Annotated in this window: 22 protein-coding genes; 1 reads left to right on the forward strand and 21 read right to left on the reverse strand. The window is 64.3% G+C overall.

Going from position 1 to position 17,923, the window contains the following annotated elements; translation table 11 throughout:
* Window positions 1-5 precede the first annotated feature (5 nt).
* Together speD and UB43_RS15515 are read right to left on the reverse strand one after the other, a co-directional pair.
* Window positions 6-800: an adenosylmethionine decarboxylase gene (gene speD, locus UB43_RS15510; RefSeq protein WP_024763565.1), complete on the reverse strand. Its 795-nt coding sequence runs from the start codon at window positions 798-800 to the stop codon at window positions 6-8.
* A gap of 223 nt (window positions 801-1,023) precedes the next feature.
* Window positions 1,024-1,446, reverse strand: a complete 423-nt coding sequence (locus tag UB43_RS15515; protein ID WP_015475289.1) for an OsmC family protein — start codon at window positions 1,444-1,446, stop codon at window positions 1,024-1,026.
* Between the two features lie 374 nt (window positions 1,447-1,820).
* Between UB43_RS15515 and crp the strand changes: the two genes are divergently transcribed.
* Complete coding sequence (gene crp / locus UB43_RS15520) at window positions 1,821-2,468, forward strand: cAMP-activated global transcriptional regulator CRP (protein WP_024763566.1); 648 nt, start codon at window positions 1,821-1,823, stop codon at window positions 2,466-2,468.
* 144 nt (window positions 2,469-2,612) lie between these two features.
* On the opposite strand, the gene trpC is transcribed toward crp, so the two are convergent.
* The 19 genes from trpC to UB43_RS15615 form a co-directional block, all read right to left on the reverse strand.
* Window positions 2,613-3,449: an indole-3-glycerol phosphate synthase TrpC gene (trpC, locus tag UB43_RS15525; protein WP_045212629.1), complete on the reverse strand. Its 837-nt coding sequence runs from the start codon at window positions 3,447-3,449 to the stop codon at window positions 2,613-2,615.
* Window positions 3,446-4,495 (reverse strand): anthranilate phosphoribosyltransferase, encoded by a 1,050-nt coding sequence (gene trpD / locus UB43_RS15530; protein WP_045212631.1) that lies wholly within the window; start codon window positions 4,493-4,495, stop codon window positions 3,446-3,448. Before trpD ends, trpC begins: the two co-directional genes overlap by 4 nt.
* Window positions 4,492-5,088, reverse strand: coding sequence for an aminodeoxychorismate/anthranilate synthase component II (locus tag UB43_RS15535; RefSeq protein WP_045212634.1), 597 nt, complete (start codon window positions 5,086-5,088; stop codon window positions 4,492-4,494). The genes trpD and UB43_RS15535 overlap by 4 nt, the downstream gene beginning before the upstream one ends.
* Before the next feature lie 317 nt (window positions 5,089-5,405).
* A complete protein-coding gene (locus UB43_RS15540) occupies window positions 5,406-5,657 on the reverse strand; it encodes a hypothetical protein (protein WP_045212636.1) in 252 nt (83 codons plus the stop codon).
* Complete coding sequence (locus tag UB43_RS15545) at window positions 5,654-6,010, reverse strand: hypothetical protein (protein ID WP_045212638.1); 357 nt, start codon at window positions 6,008-6,010, stop codon at window positions 5,654-5,656. The genes UB43_RS15540 and UB43_RS15545 overlap by 4 nt, the downstream gene beginning before the upstream one ends.
* A complete protein-coding gene (locus UB43_RS15550; RefSeq protein WP_045212641.1) occupies window positions 6,007-6,636 on the reverse strand; it encodes a glycoside hydrolase family 19 protein in 630 nt (209 codons plus the stop codon). Before UB43_RS15550 ends, UB43_RS15545 begins: the two co-directional genes overlap by 4 nt.
* 1 nt (window position 6,637) lies before the next feature.
* Window positions 6,638-7,642: a phage late control D family protein gene (locus UB43_RS15555; protein WP_045212643.1), complete on the reverse strand. Its 1,005-nt coding sequence runs from the start codon at window positions 7,640-7,642 to the stop codon at window positions 6,638-6,640.
* A 55-nt stretch (window positions 7,643-7,697) separates the two neighbouring features.
* Complete coding sequence (locus tag UB43_RS15560) at window positions 7,698-7,910, reverse strand: tail protein X (protein ID WP_045212646.1); 213 nt, start codon at window positions 7,908-7,910, stop codon at window positions 7,698-7,700.
* Window positions 7,879-8,748: a phage tail protein gene (locus UB43_RS15565; RefSeq protein WP_045212648.1), complete on the reverse strand. Its 870-nt coding sequence runs from the start codon at window positions 8,746-8,748 to the stop codon at window positions 7,879-7,881. Before UB43_RS15565 ends, UB43_RS15560 begins: the two co-directional genes overlap by 32 nt.
* A gap of 9 nt (window positions 8,749-8,757) precedes the next feature.
* Window positions 8,758-10,593 carry a hypothetical protein gene (locus UB43_RS15570; RefSeq protein WP_045212649.1) on the reverse strand — a complete coding sequence of 612 codons (1,836 nt, stop codon included), beginning with the start codon at window positions 10,591-10,593 and terminating at the stop codon, window positions 8,758-8,760.
* A 140-nt stretch (window positions 10,594-10,733) separates the two neighbouring features.
* Complete coding sequence (locus tag UB43_RS15575; protein ID WP_045212650.1) at window positions 10,734-11,075, reverse strand: phage tail assembly protein; 342 nt, start codon at window positions 11,073-11,075, stop codon at window positions 10,734-10,736.
* A gap of 11 nt (window positions 11,076-11,086) precedes the next feature.
* Window positions 11,087-11,590: a phage major tail tube protein gene (locus tag UB43_RS15580; RefSeq protein ID WP_024763578.1), complete on the reverse strand. Its 504-nt coding sequence runs from the start codon at window positions 11,588-11,590 to the stop codon at window positions 11,087-11,089.
* Between the two features lie 12 nt (window positions 11,591-11,602).
* Complete coding sequence (locus UB43_RS15585) at window positions 11,603-12,763, reverse strand: phage tail sheath family protein (RefSeq protein WP_045212652.1); 1,161 nt, start codon at window positions 12,761-12,763, stop codon at window positions 11,603-11,605.
* 122 nt (window positions 12,764-12,885) lie between these two features.
* Window positions 12,886-14,910, reverse strand: a complete 2,025-nt coding sequence (locus tag UB43_RS28840) for a phage tail protein (protein WP_052969553.1) — start codon at window positions 14,908-14,910, stop codon at window positions 12,886-12,888.
* Window positions 14,901-15,515, reverse strand: coding sequence for a phage tail protein I (locus UB43_RS15595; RefSeq protein WP_045212654.1), 615 nt, complete (start codon window positions 15,513-15,515; stop codon window positions 14,901-14,903). The genes UB43_RS28840 and UB43_RS15595 overlap by 10 nt, the downstream gene beginning before the upstream one ends.
* Entirely contained in the window at window positions 15,508-16,398 is an 891-nt protein-coding gene (locus UB43_RS15600; protein ID WP_045212656.1) for a baseplate J/gp47 family protein, read from the reverse strand. Before UB43_RS15600 ends, UB43_RS15595 begins: the two co-directional genes overlap by 8 nt.
* Window positions 16,395-16,721, reverse strand: a complete 327-nt coding sequence (locus tag UB43_RS15605; RefSeq protein WP_045212658.1) for a GPW/gp25 family protein — start codon at window positions 16,719-16,721, stop codon at window positions 16,395-16,397. The genes UB43_RS15600 and UB43_RS15605 overlap by 4 nt, the downstream gene beginning before the upstream one ends.
* A gap of 110 nt (window positions 16,722-16,831) precedes the next feature.
* The gene (locus tag UB43_RS15610) at window positions 16,832-17,395 is read right to left on the reverse strand and encodes a phage baseplate assembly protein V (protein ID WP_045212660.1); all 564 of its coding nucleotides are present in this window, start codon (window positions 17,393-17,395) and stop codon (window positions 16,832-16,834) included.
* A complete protein-coding gene (locus tag UB43_RS15615) occupies window positions 17,392-17,922 on the reverse strand; it encodes a hypothetical protein (protein WP_045212662.1) in 531 nt (176 codons plus the stop codon). The genes UB43_RS15610 and UB43_RS15615 overlap by 4 nt, the downstream gene beginning before the upstream one ends.
* Window position 17,923: the final 1 nt, after the last annotated feature.

Raw genomic sequence — 17,923 nt, forward strand, 5'->3', positions numbered from 1 at the left:
GAAAATCAGCGCGGCATGTTGCGCGCGTAGAAGATCTCCAGCATCTCGTGCCGAACGCGCTCTTCCACCTGCTTGCGCTGCTCGGGCGAGAGGTTGCTCGTGGCATCGCCGAACAGGTAGTTGTCCAGGTCGAACTCCTTGAGCAGCATCTTGGTGTGGAACAGGTTCTCCTGGTACACGTTCACGTCGGTCATCTGATAGGCCTCGTACGTGTCGTCGGACAGGTAGTTCTGGATCGAGTTGATCTCGTGGTCGATGAAGTGCTTCCTGCCTTCCACGTCACGGGTGAAACCGCGCACGCGGTAATCCACGGTGACGATGTCCGAATCGAACTGGTGGATGAGGTAGTTGAGCGCCTTGAGCGGCGAGATGACGCCGCAGGTCGACACATCGATGTCCACTCGGAAGGTCGCGATGCCTTCCACCGGATGAATCTCCGGATAGGTGTGCACGGTGATATGGCTCTTGTCGAGGTGCGCCAGGATGGTTTCCGGTAGCGGCCCCGGGGATTCCTCGATCTGGCTGTCGGTCGGGGTGACCGGCTGCTCGGAGATCAGGATGGTTACGCTGGCGCCTTGCGGATCGTAATCCTGACGGGCGATGTTCAGGATGTTTGCGCCAATGATGTCGACAACATCGGTGAGGATCTGCGTGAGACGCTCGGCATCGTACTCTTCGTCGATGTACTGCACGTAGGCCTGCTGGTCTTCAGGCGTCTCGGCGTAGCAGATGTCATAGATGTTGAAGCTCAAGGTCTTCGTCAGGTTGTTGAACCCGTGGAGCTTGAGTTTGCTTTTCACCGTGGGAGAACTCTCATCAAATGCGGCTCTGCCGCGTGGTTGAGCATGCCCGTCAGATGCGTACGGCGCACCTGCGTAGGACGGTTTACACCTCTTCGCGATGGCGATTGTGGTTTCTGGTTTCGGGCGGAAGGCCCTGAAAAAAGGTGGCGCATTATGCAGAGGTCAGGCGACCTCTGCCAGATTTTGCGCACCCTTGATGATGAAAGGATGAAGGGAGCTGTCAGCCCAGTTCCACGATCTCGTAGTCGTGGGTGATCTCAACGCCGGCGCGGCCGAGCATGATCGAGGCGGAGCAGTATTTCTCGGCCGACAGCTCGACCGCACGCTTGACCTGCGCTTCCTTCAGGCCACGGCCCTTGACCACGAAATGCACGTGGATCTTGGTGAACACCTTCGGGTCTTCGTCGGCGCGCTCGGCCTCGAGGAAGGCCTCGCAGCTCTCCACCGGCTGACGGCCTTTCTTCAGGATGCTGACCACATCGAAGTTGGTGCAGCCACCGAGGCCGAGCAGGAGCATTTCCATCGGACGCACACCCAGGTTGCGGCCACCGGCGTCCGGCGGGCCGTCCATTACCACCACGTGGCCGCTGCCGGATTCACCGAGGAACATGGCCTCGCCCGCCCACTGGATTCGCGCTTTCATTGCAAAGGACTCCGCCGGAAAAAAGGGGCGATAGCTTAACACAGCCCTCTAGCACGCCCACCGGGGCCTGCGGCTGTTACCCAGGTCTCATTTCCACACGGCGAGTATGCATTTATCACTTAAGCTGGCGCCGGTTTACTGGCACACTCTAGGAAATTGCCCGCACGAATGTTCCAGCTTTCCGATTGTTGGTAACACGTCGTCTGTTAAGCTCTTGCGGATTTACGTACGCGCAAGAATGCTCAGCAAGGCAATCTGCCGCCCTGCGGATCGAGGGGGATCGAGCCAGGGACGCACGGCACTACAGCTGGTCATAAAAAATCATTAGCGCCTGTTGTGCAAAGGCCACTCTTTATTCTTTCCGGGACTCGGGCATGGTAGCTATTACCCTCACACCCAAAATCAAGAACCTCGACAAGTTGCTCGCGCACTGTCATCGCCGCCGCTTCACCGCCAAGAGCACCATCATCTACGCTGGCGACCGCTGCGAAAGCCTGTTCTTCATCATCAAGGGGTCGGTCACCGTCCTGATCGAGGACGACGATGGTCGCGAGATGATCATCGGGTACCTCAACACCGGCGATTTCTTCGGGGAGATGGGGCTCTTCGAGAAGGAAGGCAGCACCGGCCAGGAGCGCAGCGCCTGGATCCGCGCCAAGACCGAATGCGAAGTCGCCGAGATCAGCTACGCGAAATTCCGCGAACTGAGCCAGCAGGATCCGGAGATTCTCTTCACCCTGGGCAGCCAGATGGCCGATCGCCTGCGCAAGACCACGCGCAAGGTCGGCGACCTGGCCTTCCTCGACGTCACCGGCCGCGTCGCCCGCACACTGCTGGACCTGTGCCAACAGCCGGACGCCATGACCCACCCGGACGGCATGCAGATCAAGATCACCCGCCAGGAAATCGGCCGCATCGTCGGCTGCTCCCGCGAGATGGTCGGCCGCGTGCTCAAGAGCCTGGAAGAACAGGGCCTGGTGCACGTGAAAGGCAAGACCATGGTGGTCTTCGGCACCCGCTGAAGCATCCCCAGAATGCAAAAAAGCCGGCAATCGCCGGCTTTTTTGTTGCCCTGACTCTGCAGGAGCGAGCTTGCTCGCGAGCCCTTTCCGGCCACTAGGGCGCCTGGGCAGTTCGCGAGCAAGCCCGCTCTTACATAAGGGCTTTCAGTCCGGATCGGCGCCCAGCTTGACCTTGCTGCGTTCGGGGAAGAACAGGCGCTTGAGCTCGGTGCCCGGCTCGTCGGCACGCATGAAGGCTTCGCCAACCAGGAAGCCGAACACATCGCTGACTTCCATCAGTTCCACGTCGGCGCGGTTGAGGATGCCGCTTTCGGTGATCACCATGCGCTCGCGCGGGATTTCCGGCAGCAGGTCCAGGGTGGTCTCCAGGCTGACTTCGAAGGTGTGCAGGTTGCGGTTGTTGATGCCGACCAGCGGGGTGTCCAGGGTTTTCAGCGCGCGCTCCAGTTCCGGGGCGTCATGCACTTCCACCAGCACATCGAGGCCGACGTCCTTGGCCACCGAGGCCAGTTCGGCCATGCGCACGTCATCCAGCGCCGAGACGATCAGCAGGATGCAGTCGGCGCCAATGGCGCGGGCTTCCACCACCTGGTAAGGGTCGATCAGGAAGTCCTTGCGGATCACCGGCAGCGTGCAGGCCGCGCGGGCCTCCTTCAGGTAGGCGTCGCTGCCGAGGAAGAAATCGATGTCGGTCAGCACCGAAAGACAGGCGGCGCCACCTTCTTCATAGCTGCGGGCGATGTCGGCGGGATCGAAGTTCTCGCGCAGGATGCCCTTGCTCGGGGACGCCTTCTTCACCTCGGCGATCACCGCCGGTTCGCGACGCTTGGCGCGCTCCAGCAGGGCATTGGCGAAACCACGGGGTGCGTCCGCGGCACGCGCCAGCTGCTCCAGCTCGGCAATGCTCACGCGGGTACGGCGATCAGCGACTTCTTCGGCCTTGCGGGCCAGGATCTTCTGCAGAACCGTCGGCACACTCACTGTGCGTTCTCCTCTCGGTAAACGGCGGTGAAGGCCGCCAGTTCTTCCATCTTCTCCCGCGCAAGCCCCGTGTGCAGGGCGTCGTGGGCCAATTGCATGCCTTCGTGCAGGCTGGTCGCCAGGTCCGCGGCGTAGAGCGCAGCGCCGGCATTGAGCACGATCAGCTCGGCGGCCTTCTGCCCGGCCTCGGTCTTGCGACGGCCCAAGGCATCACGGATCAGTTCCAGCGACTGCTGCGGGCTGTCCACGGTCAGGCCGATCAGGCTCTGGCTCTTGATGCCGAAGTCTTCTGGCTGCACTTCGTACTCGGTGACCACGCCGTCCTTCAGTTCGGCCACATGGGTCGGTGCGGCGAGGCTGAACTCGTCCAGGCCATCGCGCGAATGCACCACCAGGATGTGCTCGCTGCCCAGGCGCTTGAGCACCTCGGCCAACGGACGGCACAGCGCCTGGCTGAACACGCCGACCACCTGGTGTTTCACACCGGCCGGGTTGGTCAGCGGGCCGAGCATGTTGAACAGGGTACGCAGGCCCAGCTCGCGGCGCGGGCCGGCGGCGTGCTTCATGGCCTTGTGGTGGACCTGGGCGAACATGAAGCCGACGCCGACGGTCTCGATGCAACGCTTCACCTGGACCGGCTTGAGGTCCAGGTAGATGCCGGCCGCTTCCAGCAGGTCGGCGCTGCCGCTCTTGCCGGAGACCGCACGGTTACCGTGTTTGGCGACCTTGCCGCCAGCCGCGGCGACCACGAAGGCCGCCGCCGAGGACACGTTGAAGATGTTCGCGCCGTCGCCACCGGTGCCGACCACGTCGACCACGTGCTTGAGGCTGTCCAGCTCGACCTGGTCGGCCAGCTCGCGCATCACTGCCACGGCGCCGACGATCTCGTCGATGGTCTCGCTCTTCATGCGCATGCCCATGAGGAAGGCGCCGATCTGCGCGTCGGTGCACTGCCCGGTCATGATCTCGCGCATGACGTCCTGCATTTCCTCGGTGGTCAGGTCCAGCTGGTTGACCACGCGGCCGAGGGCTTCCTTGATATTCATGCGCGCACCCCGCCGGTCTGCTTGAGGAAGTTGGCCAGCATCTCGTGGCCCTGTTCGGAGAGGATCGACTCGGGGTGGAACTGCACGCCCTCGACGTTCAGCGTCTTGTGGCGCAGGCCCATGATCTCGTCGACCGAGCCATCCTCCAGCGCCGTCCAGGCGGTGATCTCCAGGCAGTCAGGCAGCGTTTCGCGCTTCACCACCAGGGAGTGGTAACGGGTCTGGGTCAGCGGGTTGTTCAGGCCGGCGAACACGCCCTGGTCCTTGTGGAACACCGGGCTGACCTTGCCGTGCATGACCTGGCGCGCCCGCACCACATCACCGCCGAAGGCCTGGCCAATGGACTGGTGGCCCAGGCACACGCCCAGCAACGGCAGCTTGCCGGCGAAGCGCTCGATGACCTCCAGGGACACGCCCGCCTCGTTCGGCGTGCAGGGGCCGGGGGACAGGACGATGCGCTCGGGGTTGAGCGCGGCAATTTGCTCGACGCTCAACTCGTCGTTGCGAATGACATGGATGTCGGCCTTCAACTCGGCGAAGTACTGCACCAGGTTGTAGGTAAAGGAATCGTAGTTATCGATCATCAGCAGCATGTCTGCTCGAACCTCATGATTGCACTGCTTTCGGATCGCGCCATCGTCGACACCCATTGCGGCCTCGCGGGCTGCGCGAATCTGGCAATTATGCCAGCGGATGGGGGAAATGGACGCGTAAGAAGAGACCGGCGCTATGCCGGGAAAGAAGGAATCAGGCGCGCCAGCGCCAACGGGCGAATGCCTTGAGGAGGGAGGTGATGATGCGGGTGCGGTGGATCACGGTTGCGGTCTCGCCTAGCGATGGCCGAACAGTAGCCCAAGGCCGGGCGCCAGCGCAATACGCGCGGCGGCCCTGCCGACGAAGGTAGGAAGGTTCAGCGGCACGCGTCGAGGGCGGCGCGCAGGCGGGTTTCGTAGGCCAGGTGTTGCTGCCGTTCGGCCAGCAGCGCACGTACCTTGGTTTGCAGGTCGTCCGTCGGGCGCAGGGCGGAGGTGGCGAATCGGGGGACTTCGATGGCCGGAGTCTGGCACGGCACCGGGACGGGAATACGCACTTCCACCGGCGCCGGCGCGATGGATGCGCACCCCGCCAGAAGCAGCACGGGGAGCACCCGCAGCAGCTTCATGGCAACAGCTCCCGCTCGATCAGCTGACGTACCACGGCGCACTCCTCGCCTTCGCTGCGCTCCAGCAGCAGCCGGCTGGCAGCGGTCTCATGGTTCTGCGCCTGTTCGCGAGCCAGTGCCAGAGTGCGCTCGGCGGCATCCACACGCTGGCGGGCAGCCTGCTCCAGCGCTTCGACCTGGGCGTTCTGCAGCACCAGCTTCGACTCCAGCACCTTGCCGGCGCCACTGCAGCGCGCCTGCTCCAGACGCAGACTCTCCAGCTGGCCGCCATAGAAGCACGCCGTCAGCCAGCCGCCGGCGAAGCCCCCCAGCAGGAATCCGACCACGCCCAACGCCAGCCAGAAACGGCTCATCCCAGTACCTCCAGTGCACGGTGCCAAAGCCGCACACGCTCCTCGAGGCCATTCAGCCCGCCATTGATGCGCCGGGTGATGTCCTCGAAGCGTCCCGCATCGGCCAGCTCATTGAGCCCATTGCATTGCCACCACCAGGCGGCGGTGCGACAGGCCCAGCGCGGTTCCCCCAGCAGTTGCGGGCGGGCGACAAAGGGCTGTGCGAGCCCTTCGCCAACCGCGCGGTAATTGCTCCGACCCGTCACCTGCAGCAGGCCGCGGCCACGAAAGCGCCAGCCGTCGCCGGAGGCTTCATCGCGGTTACCGTTGCGCCCGGCGTAGACGAGGTTGGCAATGCGCTCCGGCTGATACGCCACCTCTCGCGCCAGCGCCGTGGGCGAGCCATCGGCGCTGCGGAAGCGCCGGGGCCAGACGGCAGCCAGACGCTGGGCGCTGTACGTCAGGTTTTCCACACAACGGGTCAGATGGGCACTTTCATGGCCGACCTGGGCGATGAAGGCAGCAACACGCGGTGGCGTGTCGATTCCGAAATCCCCCATGGCGGCCTCGAGTGCCGGCAGAAAAACGCCCGCGACAGGGCGGGCGTTGGGCAGGATCAGCAGCAACTGGCGTTCGTCGATTTGCATATCAGCCGCCCTCCCCTGCCTTGCCCTTGCCATCGTTCCCGCCGTTGCAAAGCACGCTGGTTGTCCAACCGCTTGCCTGGAAGTGCTGGGTGACGGTGTCGACCAGATAAGTGCCATCGACCCCAGTCTTGAATCCACTCAAGTCGACCACGCACTCCGCGAACAAGTCCGCGCGGCCCGGCAACTGCAGCCGTACCCCGGCGGTTTTCCGGTTGAAATCCGCAAGACGCGACCTGGCCAACTGACGCGCCGCCGCTTCGTTGGCCTGGACATGGCGTTCGACGTACTCGGCCTGCACCTGCTTCGGCACGTTAGGGTTAGTCACCGTCACTGTTCGCACGGTCCCATCCAGTCCTTGGTACGGAACAGAGACTGTCGCGACAACCTTGCGATCATCCAGAGTGAAGGTGAAGGAGCTGACCTCCGCACGTTTGATCGGAAGATTGTCCAGTACCCGGCCGGAAGCACTGCGACCGCCCTGACGAGGCATGACCAGTAGCTTCAGATCGGCGATCTTCGCAGTGCAGTCGTACTGCCGCGCCAGGCGGGTGACGAAGTGATAGTCCGACTCCTTGATCTGATCCGCGCGCTCAATTCGCGTACTCACTTCGCACTCGGCCTGCCAGCCGTTGCGCTCCGCAATGCGCTTGACGATCTCAGCCAGCGTCACGTTCTCCCAACTGTCGCTACGGACGGACTTTCCGGCATTGCGCGAATCACCGGACTTGGCCTTGATCACCAGCGTGTCCGGCGCACCACTGAAGGTAATGGTGTCGACCGTATAGCGCCCCATAGGAGCGACACCTGTCTCCTCATAACCAAGGTAAAGCACCAGCTCTGCTCCGCGCCGCGGCAGCAGTACGGCACCATCGCGGTCGTCGAGGGTCAGCGAAAGGGTGTCAGACTCCAGGCCGTACTTGTCGGTTACGACCAGCTCGAGCACCCGGTCATTGACGTGCGGAGTGATGTCGCGGCCGTCAGCGACGATGCGAAAGACAGGTTTCATGGTTCACCAGAATGAAAAAGCCCCGCTTATGCGGGGCCAGGATGGATAAGCCGGATCAATCCCACAGGCGTACCTGGGGGCTGTCCGGCACCGCCAGGTCCGGCATGTGGATCAGCACACCGGCTCGCAAGGGTTGCGGCTCGTCGGCGAGCCCGGGGTTGGCATTCAGCACGGCTTCCACACAGCCCTTCAGATGGCCATAGCGCTGATAGCAGAGTTGGTCCAACACATCGCCGCTACTGCTGCGATAGCTTGTTGTCGTCGCCATAGCGATTGAACTCCAGGTCCAGGGTTTGTACGCGCGGTACGCCGTCAGTGAAGAGCGCGGACTGGGTTTCGGTGACCTTGATCAGACACCAGGTGCCCAGGGAGTCTCCGTAACCGCTGATAAGACTCACCGGTTTGCCGCTCAGCGCGATTTCGCGCAATTTGTCCGGGTTCTCCCGCCCTACTCGCCTGCCCGCTACGCGGGATAGCCCCGGCATGATCACCGCCTTCAGCAGTAGCGTCTCCGCACCAGCGCCGACGTACTGCAGAGCCGGCCGCCGCCCCAGGCGCGCCTGCTCTTTCCAGCTGAGCTGGCTGGTACGGGTCGCCGCTTCGAAGGGCACCGTGTCGATGTTGAAGTAGAACTGAGTCTGAGAATCCAGCACCGTCATGATCAGCAGATGCTGCTGGGGGATAACGCACATCGAGTCAGCCAGCAGAGACTTCGGCGACAGTACGGACGTGGGCAGCGGCAAACCCAGGCTGTCGCCCACCTTTCCGACCACCTTGTCCACTGCCTTTCTAGCCCGGCCGACCTGTTCGCCCAGTCCCTGCATGCGCTCATCGATACCCTTCAGGACCCGCGTGGCGCTGTTGTAGGTGTTGACCACCTTGTTGACCTTGGCCTGCGCGCGCTCCAGGCCCTGCATTGCACGCTGCACCTTGCCAACCATCTGCGACGAAACACCGGGCAGGCCCTCCAGTTCGCCAGCCGCGCCACGGATATCGCCGATAGCGCCGTTGACCGGCGCTATCATTCCGTCGAGATCGCGACGGCCATCCTCGGCCGCCCGGGCAAGTTGCGACAGGCCACTCTGCATCTGTTCCCAATACGCCATTTCGCCTCCTTACACGACGACCGTGTCGAACAGCGCATCGCGCTGTCGTTCCTGGGAGAAGTCCGCCAGCATCCAGCGCAACCGCGGCAACAGCTCGTTGGCCAACCGATCGGGATCGCTGACATTACCGGCCACGTTGATGCTGATCTGGGGGGAGAAGGTCCAGTTTTGGGTGGTCGGTTCCCCGATGGGAGCGGCAGCAGGAGATTCCGCGCCGCTTCTCCCGTCCCGCGGCTCTGGCCCGCGTCCTTCGATAGCAGGAGCATTGCGCTCCGCGGGTACGCCACCCCAATCGGTCAGTCCGCCGACGACGGCACCGATGAACGGCCCCAGCACCGGCACCGTCCAGGCTCCCAGCATGCTGCCGGCCAGCGCCCCACCCAGCGCGCGGGTGGAGTCGTCATTGCCTGGGGCATCACCACCCGCGCCAACGCGTGACCCGCGTGGTGGTCGAACCGGCTCGTTCAGCTGTGCGCCCGGCGGACGCGCAGCCGGACCAAAGCCGACGTTGCCCCAGTCACTGCGCATCCTGCGCCAGAGACCCCGGAGATCCAGGCTCGGCAGTCGCCAGTCACTGTCAGACTCATCACGCCGCCGGGCGAGTGGGGCACCGAGCTTCGTGATCAGCTGCGAGCGATCGCTCATTACGCCCAGGTCAAGCGACTTGAGGTACTGGGAAACGTCATCGAGCCCCAGTTCAGAGGCAAAGGTTGCCAACATCTCCTTCGACAGCCCGTACTGCCCCGTCATCAACCCGAACTGCGCTCCCACGAAGTGGGTGGACTCCTTCAGCCGGTCAGCGGCAAAGGTCAGCGCAGGCAGGCCTTCGTCGACCACCTTCAGGGTGACACTGCCACTGGTCTGCAGCATCCCTTCCACGGCATTCTCAGCGGTATGGCGCCAGCCTTGAGTCGTCCCTCTGCGGGCATCCACGTCCGCCTGCAACTGCGCTGCCGGCTTGATCCGCATCTCACTTGGCCGCTGCAGCATCTGCGCCCACGACCGATGCTCCTGCCCATCATTGAGTCGGCGTACCAGAAGATCGGTTGGCACCTGCTCCTGTCGTGCTCGCCAGGAAATGACTCCGAGGCTGCGCTCGACCCCTGCCGCACTGTCATCACCGTGGTCGAGGACATTCCTCACCAGAGCAGCCACTGCATCCGGCGCGACAGCCTTGCCATACTGCAGCTTCGTTGCGGCCGGCAGGTAGTTCAGGCTTTGCCGCAGGGTGAGGCCGACGTTCATCAGCTGCCGGACCATATCCAGGGCAGCGTCGGAGTTGAGCCCACTACCCTGCGCTGCTGCCTCAACCCGGCTTTTGACGAATGCTTCGGACGTTTCGCCCGGCTCAAGGCCACCGCGTACCACCAGTTCCTGAACGCGCTGTTCGTAGCGGTGCGAACTGGTGAGGGCCATGGAGATCGCGTCCAGGGGATTGGACAGGACCTGGTAGATGACCGGGTCCTTCTGGGTCCAGTCGACGTTGACCGGTTGCAGGGAGCTCGTGGGAGCCGTCGCCCCGATCTGAACGGCATTGCCCAGGGCGCCGCTCACTGTGGGCCGGCGAAGCAGGGTTGCGATTTCCCTCAGGGCCTCGAGCGTCTGCCTAGCTATCTCTTCGCCTCCCTCAGACTCCTGTCGCAATGCCTGATGCAAGGCGCTCCCCGAAGGCTCCGGCGAGCCGTCGGCCACCGCCCGTGTGCGCTTGCCCTGCAATCGTAAAAAGCCATCCGCAATGGCTTGCCCCAGAGTGTCCTTCACTGCCAGGCCGAACGACTGTCCCAGCACCTGCGCGACCTCGGGCCCCAGGATCACCGTCACCCCGGCGGTTTCACTTACTGTCATCTTGTTCACCTCAATGACGACAAAGGAGCGCCGGCCACCCGGCGCCCCTCCAAGGGGCGAACTAGCCCGCCTCGTCCCCCAGCCACCAACGCAGGTCGCCGAGGGTCATGCGCTCCAGTTCACCGGCCGTGAAGCCCGACTCAGTCGCCAGTCGCCGCGCCAGCTGGCGCATCAGCGCGAAGCTCATCGTCGTCCTCTCGCACCAGGCGAAAGTAGGCGTGTTGCAGGCGCTGGTAATCACTGAGCTTGAGCCCCTCCAGGTCCTGGCGGCTAACCTGCACCAGCGAGGCGAACAGTTGCAGCTCGCGCTCCTCGTCATCGCTGGCCACCTTGCTGGCCAGGCGAATGTCGCGCACGGTCGGCGCACGCAGGGTGAGGGCGTCGACATCGACGCCGTTGCAGGAGGTCGGGCGGGACAGTTTCACCACCGCCGCGTCGTCGGACAGGCTCAGCCACGCGGGCTGTTTGACGGAGTCTTGCATCACGGTTCTCCTCAGACGCCCAGGTCGTTACGCATGGCGGCGAGCTGGTCGACGCCGTCGATCTTGCGCACCGAGTTGGCCGGGTCGATCTCGAACATCTCGCGGCCCTCGACTTCCAGCTTGTAGTAGGTGACCGCCACGCTGTAAGTGCAGGCGGCCAGGTCACCGGCCTTCCAGTCGCCCGGGTTGATCTCCTTGAGCAGGCCGCGGACGGTGGCGACCACCGGCACGGTGCCGCCCTTCTGGGTCTTGAACGAGCCACGGAAGGTGCCGTTGAAAGCGCCCTGGTCGCTCAGGCCGAAGAACTTCATGGCCTCGCGTCGCGCGCCGTTGGTGGTGAACTTGGCCTCCATGGCCTCCAGGCCCACATCGAGCAGGACCGGAGCGTCCATGCCACCGGCACGGTACTCCTGGGTCTTCACCTTGAGGGTCGGCAGGGTCAGGGACGGCACGTCGCCGGCAAAGCTCACGCCGTCGACGAAGAGGTTGGTGTTGGTGAGGATCTGCGGAATCATCTGGGGTTCTCCTTAAGCTGCGTCCAGGACTTCGGTGAGCCACTGATCGGTCACCTCGACGCGGAAGTTGGGGTTCTCGGCAGGCGGTACGTCGGTGAAGCGGATGTTCCAGTACACCTTGCCCTGGGCCAGCTGGCTGGCGGTGTTGAGTTCCGGGTCGGCGTAGACCTCGAAGTCGATCACCGCGCCCTGGTTCTTCAGGTCGCGCATGAAGGCCTGCAGGCCCTCGGTGACGTCCTTCACGTAGGTCTTGGTGATGCCGCGGTCGACCGCCCACTTGTGCCCGGCGAGGATGGCGTCCATCACCATGTCCATGGTCCGCACGCGGGTCACGAAGGCCCACTTGGCGTCGCTGGAGAGGGTGCGGTTGCCCCACAGGCGGTAACCGTCGTCGCGGATGATGGTGGTGATGTTGGCGTTGTTGAGCAGGTTGGCGCGGCAGGTCTCGTCGCCGTCGAGGAACTCGATGGGGCGGCCGGTGCCGGTGATGCCGAGCAGTTCCTTGTTCGACGGCGAGGACCAGAAGCCGTACTGGCTGTCGGTCCAGGCGAACAGCGCGGCGGCATTGGCCGAGGCCGGTGCGTCGACCGTGGCGCTGCTGGCGGTATCCCAGGTCTGCACGCCCGGATCGACCAGGTAGATGCGCTTGCTGCCGAACTCGTCGGCGTAGGCGATGGCCGCCTCGTCGGTGGTGTTGGGGCCGTCGACGATGGCGATGGCACGCAGTTTCTCGGCCAGCGCGCCCATGGCGGTGGCGACCGCCTGGGTAGCGGAATGCTTCGGCGCGATCAGCAGGCGCGGTTGGGCGTTGAAGCGCGACTTGCCATCGAGCAGCGCCTGCAGGCCGGTACGCTGGCCGGCTTCGGTGACGGTGCCGATGATCGCGGAAGTCAGCTGTGCCGCATCCTCGATCTTCGCCACACCCACCGCCACGACCACCGCGGCGGACTGGGTGAAGATCGCGGTGCAGGACTTGTAGATCGCCGACGCAGTGCCGAACGCGGCGGCCGCTTCACGCAGGCTGGTAAGCAGCACCGGCACATCAGCCTGCGCGGTCAGCTTGGCATCGGGGGTGAAGGTATCCACCAGGCCGATGATCGAGGACGACGGCAGCGCAATGGTGCGCGCACCGACGTCGACATTGGTCACGGTGACGCCGTGAAAGAAGCTCATAGATTTTCTCCAGACATAAAAAAACCGCCGGGAGGCGGTTGGGTGGTTTGCCCTGGTCGCAAAGGGCGAAGGGCGGGATTACGGGTAAATTCACTACAACGAAAAGACTCGGTACTCGGTGATCAGTATCCGATTGCCATCCATTCGAACCCAGCGACGCCCGGGGTCGCGTTATTCCCCACGCAGTAGAACTGCCCTCCCGTCTTCGTATGTGTTCCCAAGCCCACATAGACTTGCAAGGCGGGGGAAACCCAGCGTCCGGCAGCTGTCGCTACGAATACGGCATTGGGAAACTCTGTAGGCCAGACAACATCACAAATACCGCTAGCTGCAGATATGTTGGCTCCCCACTGAATCAGAAGACCGCTGGGCAGGCGCTGGTAACCTGACTCCTGTGGTCTAAGAGCTCCTGCACCTCCGACGGCGTAGTAAACGGACGAGCCGGAGTGGACAATTTCCATCGCGTCATATCCCCTCAGGATCACCGACGAGACGCTGCTACCTGCCGTGAAATTACCCAACCCCAGAATCGCACCACCGCTGACTACCGTGACGGAATTGCCAGAGATGTCAGTGCGCTGGATCTTGAACACAGCACCCACCGGCAGCCCGCTCGGCAGGGTCAGCGTGACGTTTCCGCTTGCCGCATTTACCAGTATGAGACGTCCGACATCACTGGCAGGAATGTTTGTACTGGCCGCATAAGCGGAAGTTCCATTAAGACTGCCAAGGGCCTTCTGGACGAAGGCAGTAGTTGCCAGAGACGTATCATTGTCGAATTGCTGTGCAGTCGGAGCCGAGGGATTTCCGGAGAAGTTCGGAGAGGCCAATGGCGCCAACGTCGATATTGCCGTTTGTACGAATGCAGTAGTGGCTAGCTGCTGGGTATTCGTTCCCCCCGCCGCGGTTGGGGCAGTTGGAACACCTAGGAGAGGTGTATTCACATAGTCAAACTCTGGCGAATACACATCGACAGAATTGCAAACCAGCATCCGCTGTCGCCCCTGCGTCACAGTTACTCCTGTGCCAGCTGACGTCTTTAGCGTCAGACTGAAGGCGCCACTAGTACGGTTATGGACTACCCATTGTTGGTAGCCATTCGGCACGACCACATTGATGTTTGCAGTAAGCGCTCCGGTAAAGACCAGCATGCCGTAACCGACCTCATCCGAGGTCAGCGTGACATCGCTGCCTCCGGCAACCGACTTGACGAGCTGACCGGATACCAGGTTGCGCACGTAGGTGGTGGTGGCCAGGCGAGACGACAGATCGCCTTGAGCAGGGCTTGGAGCGGTCGGCGTGCCAGAAAACGCCGGCGAAGCCAGCTTCGCCAAGCCATTGGTAATGTTCTGGAACGTCAGCGCCGTGGCGCCCAGGACAATCGCGCCATCGGTCACCAACTGCCAGACGCTGTCCGCCTGAGCCGCACCGCTCTCCACGGTAACGGTCAGCCCCGGCGTCACCTCGCTGTTCTCATCGGCATCCGTCGCACGCCTCCAGGGGCCGGAGGCAACGAGGTACAAGCCGTTGTCCACGGCATTGCTCTGATTCTTCACCAGCACCCGGTCGCCGACTGCCAGCGCGATGCCATCCAGGGTCTGCAGGCCACTCAGGGTAATGCTCGCGGTAGTCGCCGCGCGCACTGACTGCTTGTAGTCCAGCCGATTCAGCGCCGTGACGATGGAGTTATCCACGTACTCCCGCGTCGCCAGCACCACACTCGGGTCGATCTTCAGCTCCACCGAAGCAGCATTGCTGACGATCAGCACGATGCGTACGGTCTGGGTCCGGCCGCTGCCTTCGGCCAGTTGCGGTTTGTAGGACGGCGCGCAGTTGGCGTAGGCGATCAGCGCGCCGGCTTCGTCGTACAGGCCCATCTCGCGGATCCACCAGCCACCCACGTCTTCGGGGATGACCTGTTCGGCGATGATCTGCGCGCTGTTCGCCGGGTCCACGCTCAGGCGGTTCAGCGGCGCACGGCGGACTTCGTTGACCAGCTGCGTGCGGCTGGCGTCGGGGGTCGGCACGTTGCCGCCGCCGTCGCCCACGGCAAGCTGGGTGATTTTCAGGGTGGTGCCCAGCGCGGTGGCATTCGCCAGCTTGCCGGCACCGATCGTGGTGAGAAGTGCGTAGTAGGTTACTGCCATGGGTAGACACTCAAGCTATCGATGGTGTGCTCCCGGCCCGGCAAGCCGTGGGTGCCGATCGCTTCGATGACATCCGGGAGGTAGGGGTAGACGGTGACGATGTCGCCGTCGTATTGCCCGGAGCCGACGGTGATCCGCCCCTGGGATTCCAGGCTGATATCCAGCCCGATGAGGTGCCGCGTGAGCGGCTTGGCGTCCTCGATCAGACGCTCCACCTCCTGGTACATTTCCTCGCTGATCCCGCTGTCGAGTACGCCGATGCGCAGGCGGAAGGTGCCCGGCGCGCCCATGGGCGAGCCCTGCCACCACTCGATGATCTCGATCAGGTAGCCCAGCGGCTCGATCACCCGCCGCAGCGCGGCGATGGTTCCCTTGTGCTGGTGGATGCGGAACGCAGCGGCCACTGCCTTGCGCTTCACCACCTCGCTCCAGGCCGGGTCCCAGCGGTCCACCGACCAGGCCCAGGCCAGATAGGGCAGCAGAGAAACAGGACAGCGTTGCGGATCCATCAGCTCGCGCAGGGGCACCGGCAGGTCGCCGACCTGTACATCCGCCAGTACCCGCTCCAGCGGCGTCGAGTTGATCGGCAGCAGGCGGCTACTCATCGGAGCCACCCACGCGGATCTGGTAGCCGCTGCAGTACGCCGCCTGGGTCGAGTCGAGCACCACGTCGGCAGCCGGCTTGGCCAGCTCGACACGCTGCACGCCTTCCACATGCAGCGCGGCGAACAGCGCGCTGCGACGGATGTCGCGGCCGATGCGGCGCTGGGTGGCGATGTAGGTCTGCAGCGAAGCCTCGGCGGCCTGCTGGATCAGCTCGGCCTCCGGGCCCGGATAGATGTAGAGCAGCGCATCGACCTGATAGGGCACGATGGCGGCAGACTGCACCGTGAGGCGGTCGCCCACCGGGCGCACATCTTCGTCGTTCAGCGCCTCGCGCACGGCATCCAGCAGGTCGGCCGACGCCGCACCATTGCCCTCGGAAGACAGCACGCTGACCAGCGCCTCGCACGGCTGCGGGCTGATCGCCGAAACGTCGGCGATACGACCATCGGCGCCGAGCGCGAAGGCCACGTAGGCATTGCGCGGCCCGGCCACGGACAGCTGGTCGAAGGCCAGCTGGGTGCGGTTGCGCAGGGAGTCGTCTCCCTCCAGCACGGCGGGCGTCGGTGGCGAGGTCGTGGCATCCGCTTCCTGGATCACCAGGCGCTTGACGTTGTAGCCGGCGGCCAGTTGGTCGAGGTCGCCCTGGGTCGCATAACCGAGCATCACCGCACGGGCAGCGTCGTTGATCCGGGCGCGCAGCAGCAGCTCGCGATAGGCCGCCAGCTCGAGCAGCTTGACCACCGGATCGGACTCCACCGCCGCTGTCCAGCCTTCGCCCATGGCACTACGGAAATCCGCCAGCAGCTCTTCGTAGAGCGTCTCGTAATCGAGGTTCTCGACCACCTGCGGCGCCGGCAGCTGGGACAGGTCGATCAGGCTCATGCCGCCACCTCCAGTCCGATCTCGTCGCCCAGGTAGACGCCGCGCAGGCGCAGCGAAACGCTGCCGGCGACCACCGCCACGACCTGCACCGAACTCAGCCGCAGACGGGGCTCCCAGCGGCCGATGGCACGGGCCACTTCCGCCTGTAGCGCGCCCTTCCAGCCTTCGGTGACGGGCAGGTCGACCATGCGCCGCAGGCGGCTACCGTACTCCGGGCGCATGCGCCGGCTGCCCAGCGGGGTGGCAAGAATGTCCTCGATGGATTGCTTCAGGTGCGCCAGCGCGCCCAGCGGCTGGCCGTTGCGTCGATCCATGCCGATCATGGCCGCGCCCTCCGTCGCTCAGGGTGCGCACGGGAAAAGTTGCCCATGGCAGGTCTCCAGAAATGCAGAGGCCCGCACGTGGCGGGCCCGGGTTGGAAGTCGATGCGACTTCAATGGGTGTGGTGGTTGCTGTTGCCGGCGGTGTCCAGGATCGAGCCGGTGCTGCTGATGTTGCCGTTCACCGTCAGCGCGCCCTTGATGGTCACCGGCCCGGTCAGCAGGATGCTGGCGGCAGTCACGCTCACCGCTCCGGGATCGATCACCACCTGGGTGCCGCCGACCTTTACCGTGGCGGTGCCGGCGGGCAGTTGCAGGTCATAGCGATGCGCCTGCCAGTCGTAGCTGAGCACTGCGCCATCGGGAAAATGCCAGCTCTCCACTTCGCCTCGATTGTTCGGCGCCGACGAGGCAGCGCCGAACAGCCCCGGCACGAAGGTGCCCATCGCGGCCATGCCGGACGGGCTGAGCAGTACGCCCTGCTCGCCCAGGCTCGGCGCGCGCCAGTGCCGTGCGGCGCCTGCGGCCTGGGCATGCCAGCGCACCCAGGCGCTGGTCCATTCGCCGGAGCGCACGCGCACCCGCGCCGCCGCCAGGTCCACGGCCACCACTTCGCAGGGCATGACCAGCGCGGCCAGCATGCGGTCGTGCTCGGCACTCACGTAGTCCTGGTTCATTGCAGGGCTCCCGGATCGAAGTAGTCGTCCTCATGGCCGGGGCCGGTTTCGGGGTCGAAGCCCAGCATGAGACTGCCCGGCGGCTGGTCCTCCCACGGCCACTCGGTCTCGCCCAGCAATACGGGCTGCTGCCACTCCACCCGCCACACGCGGCAGGCTGCGAGCGCCGGGTTGTCGAGCTCAGGCTGTGCCTGGATGAAGCTCACCGGTTCCAGCTCCAGACCCCAGTTCTGTGCACGCAGCAGTACCGCCAGCGCCGCGACAGTGCGCAGCGCCAGCTCCTCGGCTTCGGCATCGTCGCGCGCCACCAGCAGGCGTGCCTGCAGGCGGCAGAGCAGTGCCGTCTGGCCATTGCCGGGATCCCGGCCCGGCAGCATCCCGGCGTACTCCAGCACCAGCGCAGGGAGTGTCGCCGGGACCTGCTTCAGCGGGCCGCGCAGGTAAGCGCCGATCTCGCTCAGTCGTGCGCTCAGCGTCTGCTCGACCGCATCGAGCAACAGCGCCAGGGTCAAAGGTTGTTCGGACATG

The sequence above is a fragment of the Pseudomonas sp. 21 genome, assembly GCF_000955805.1.
Classification (GTDB): domain Bacteria; phylum Pseudomonadota; class Gammaproteobacteria; order Pseudomonadales; family Pseudomonadaceae; genus Pseudomonas.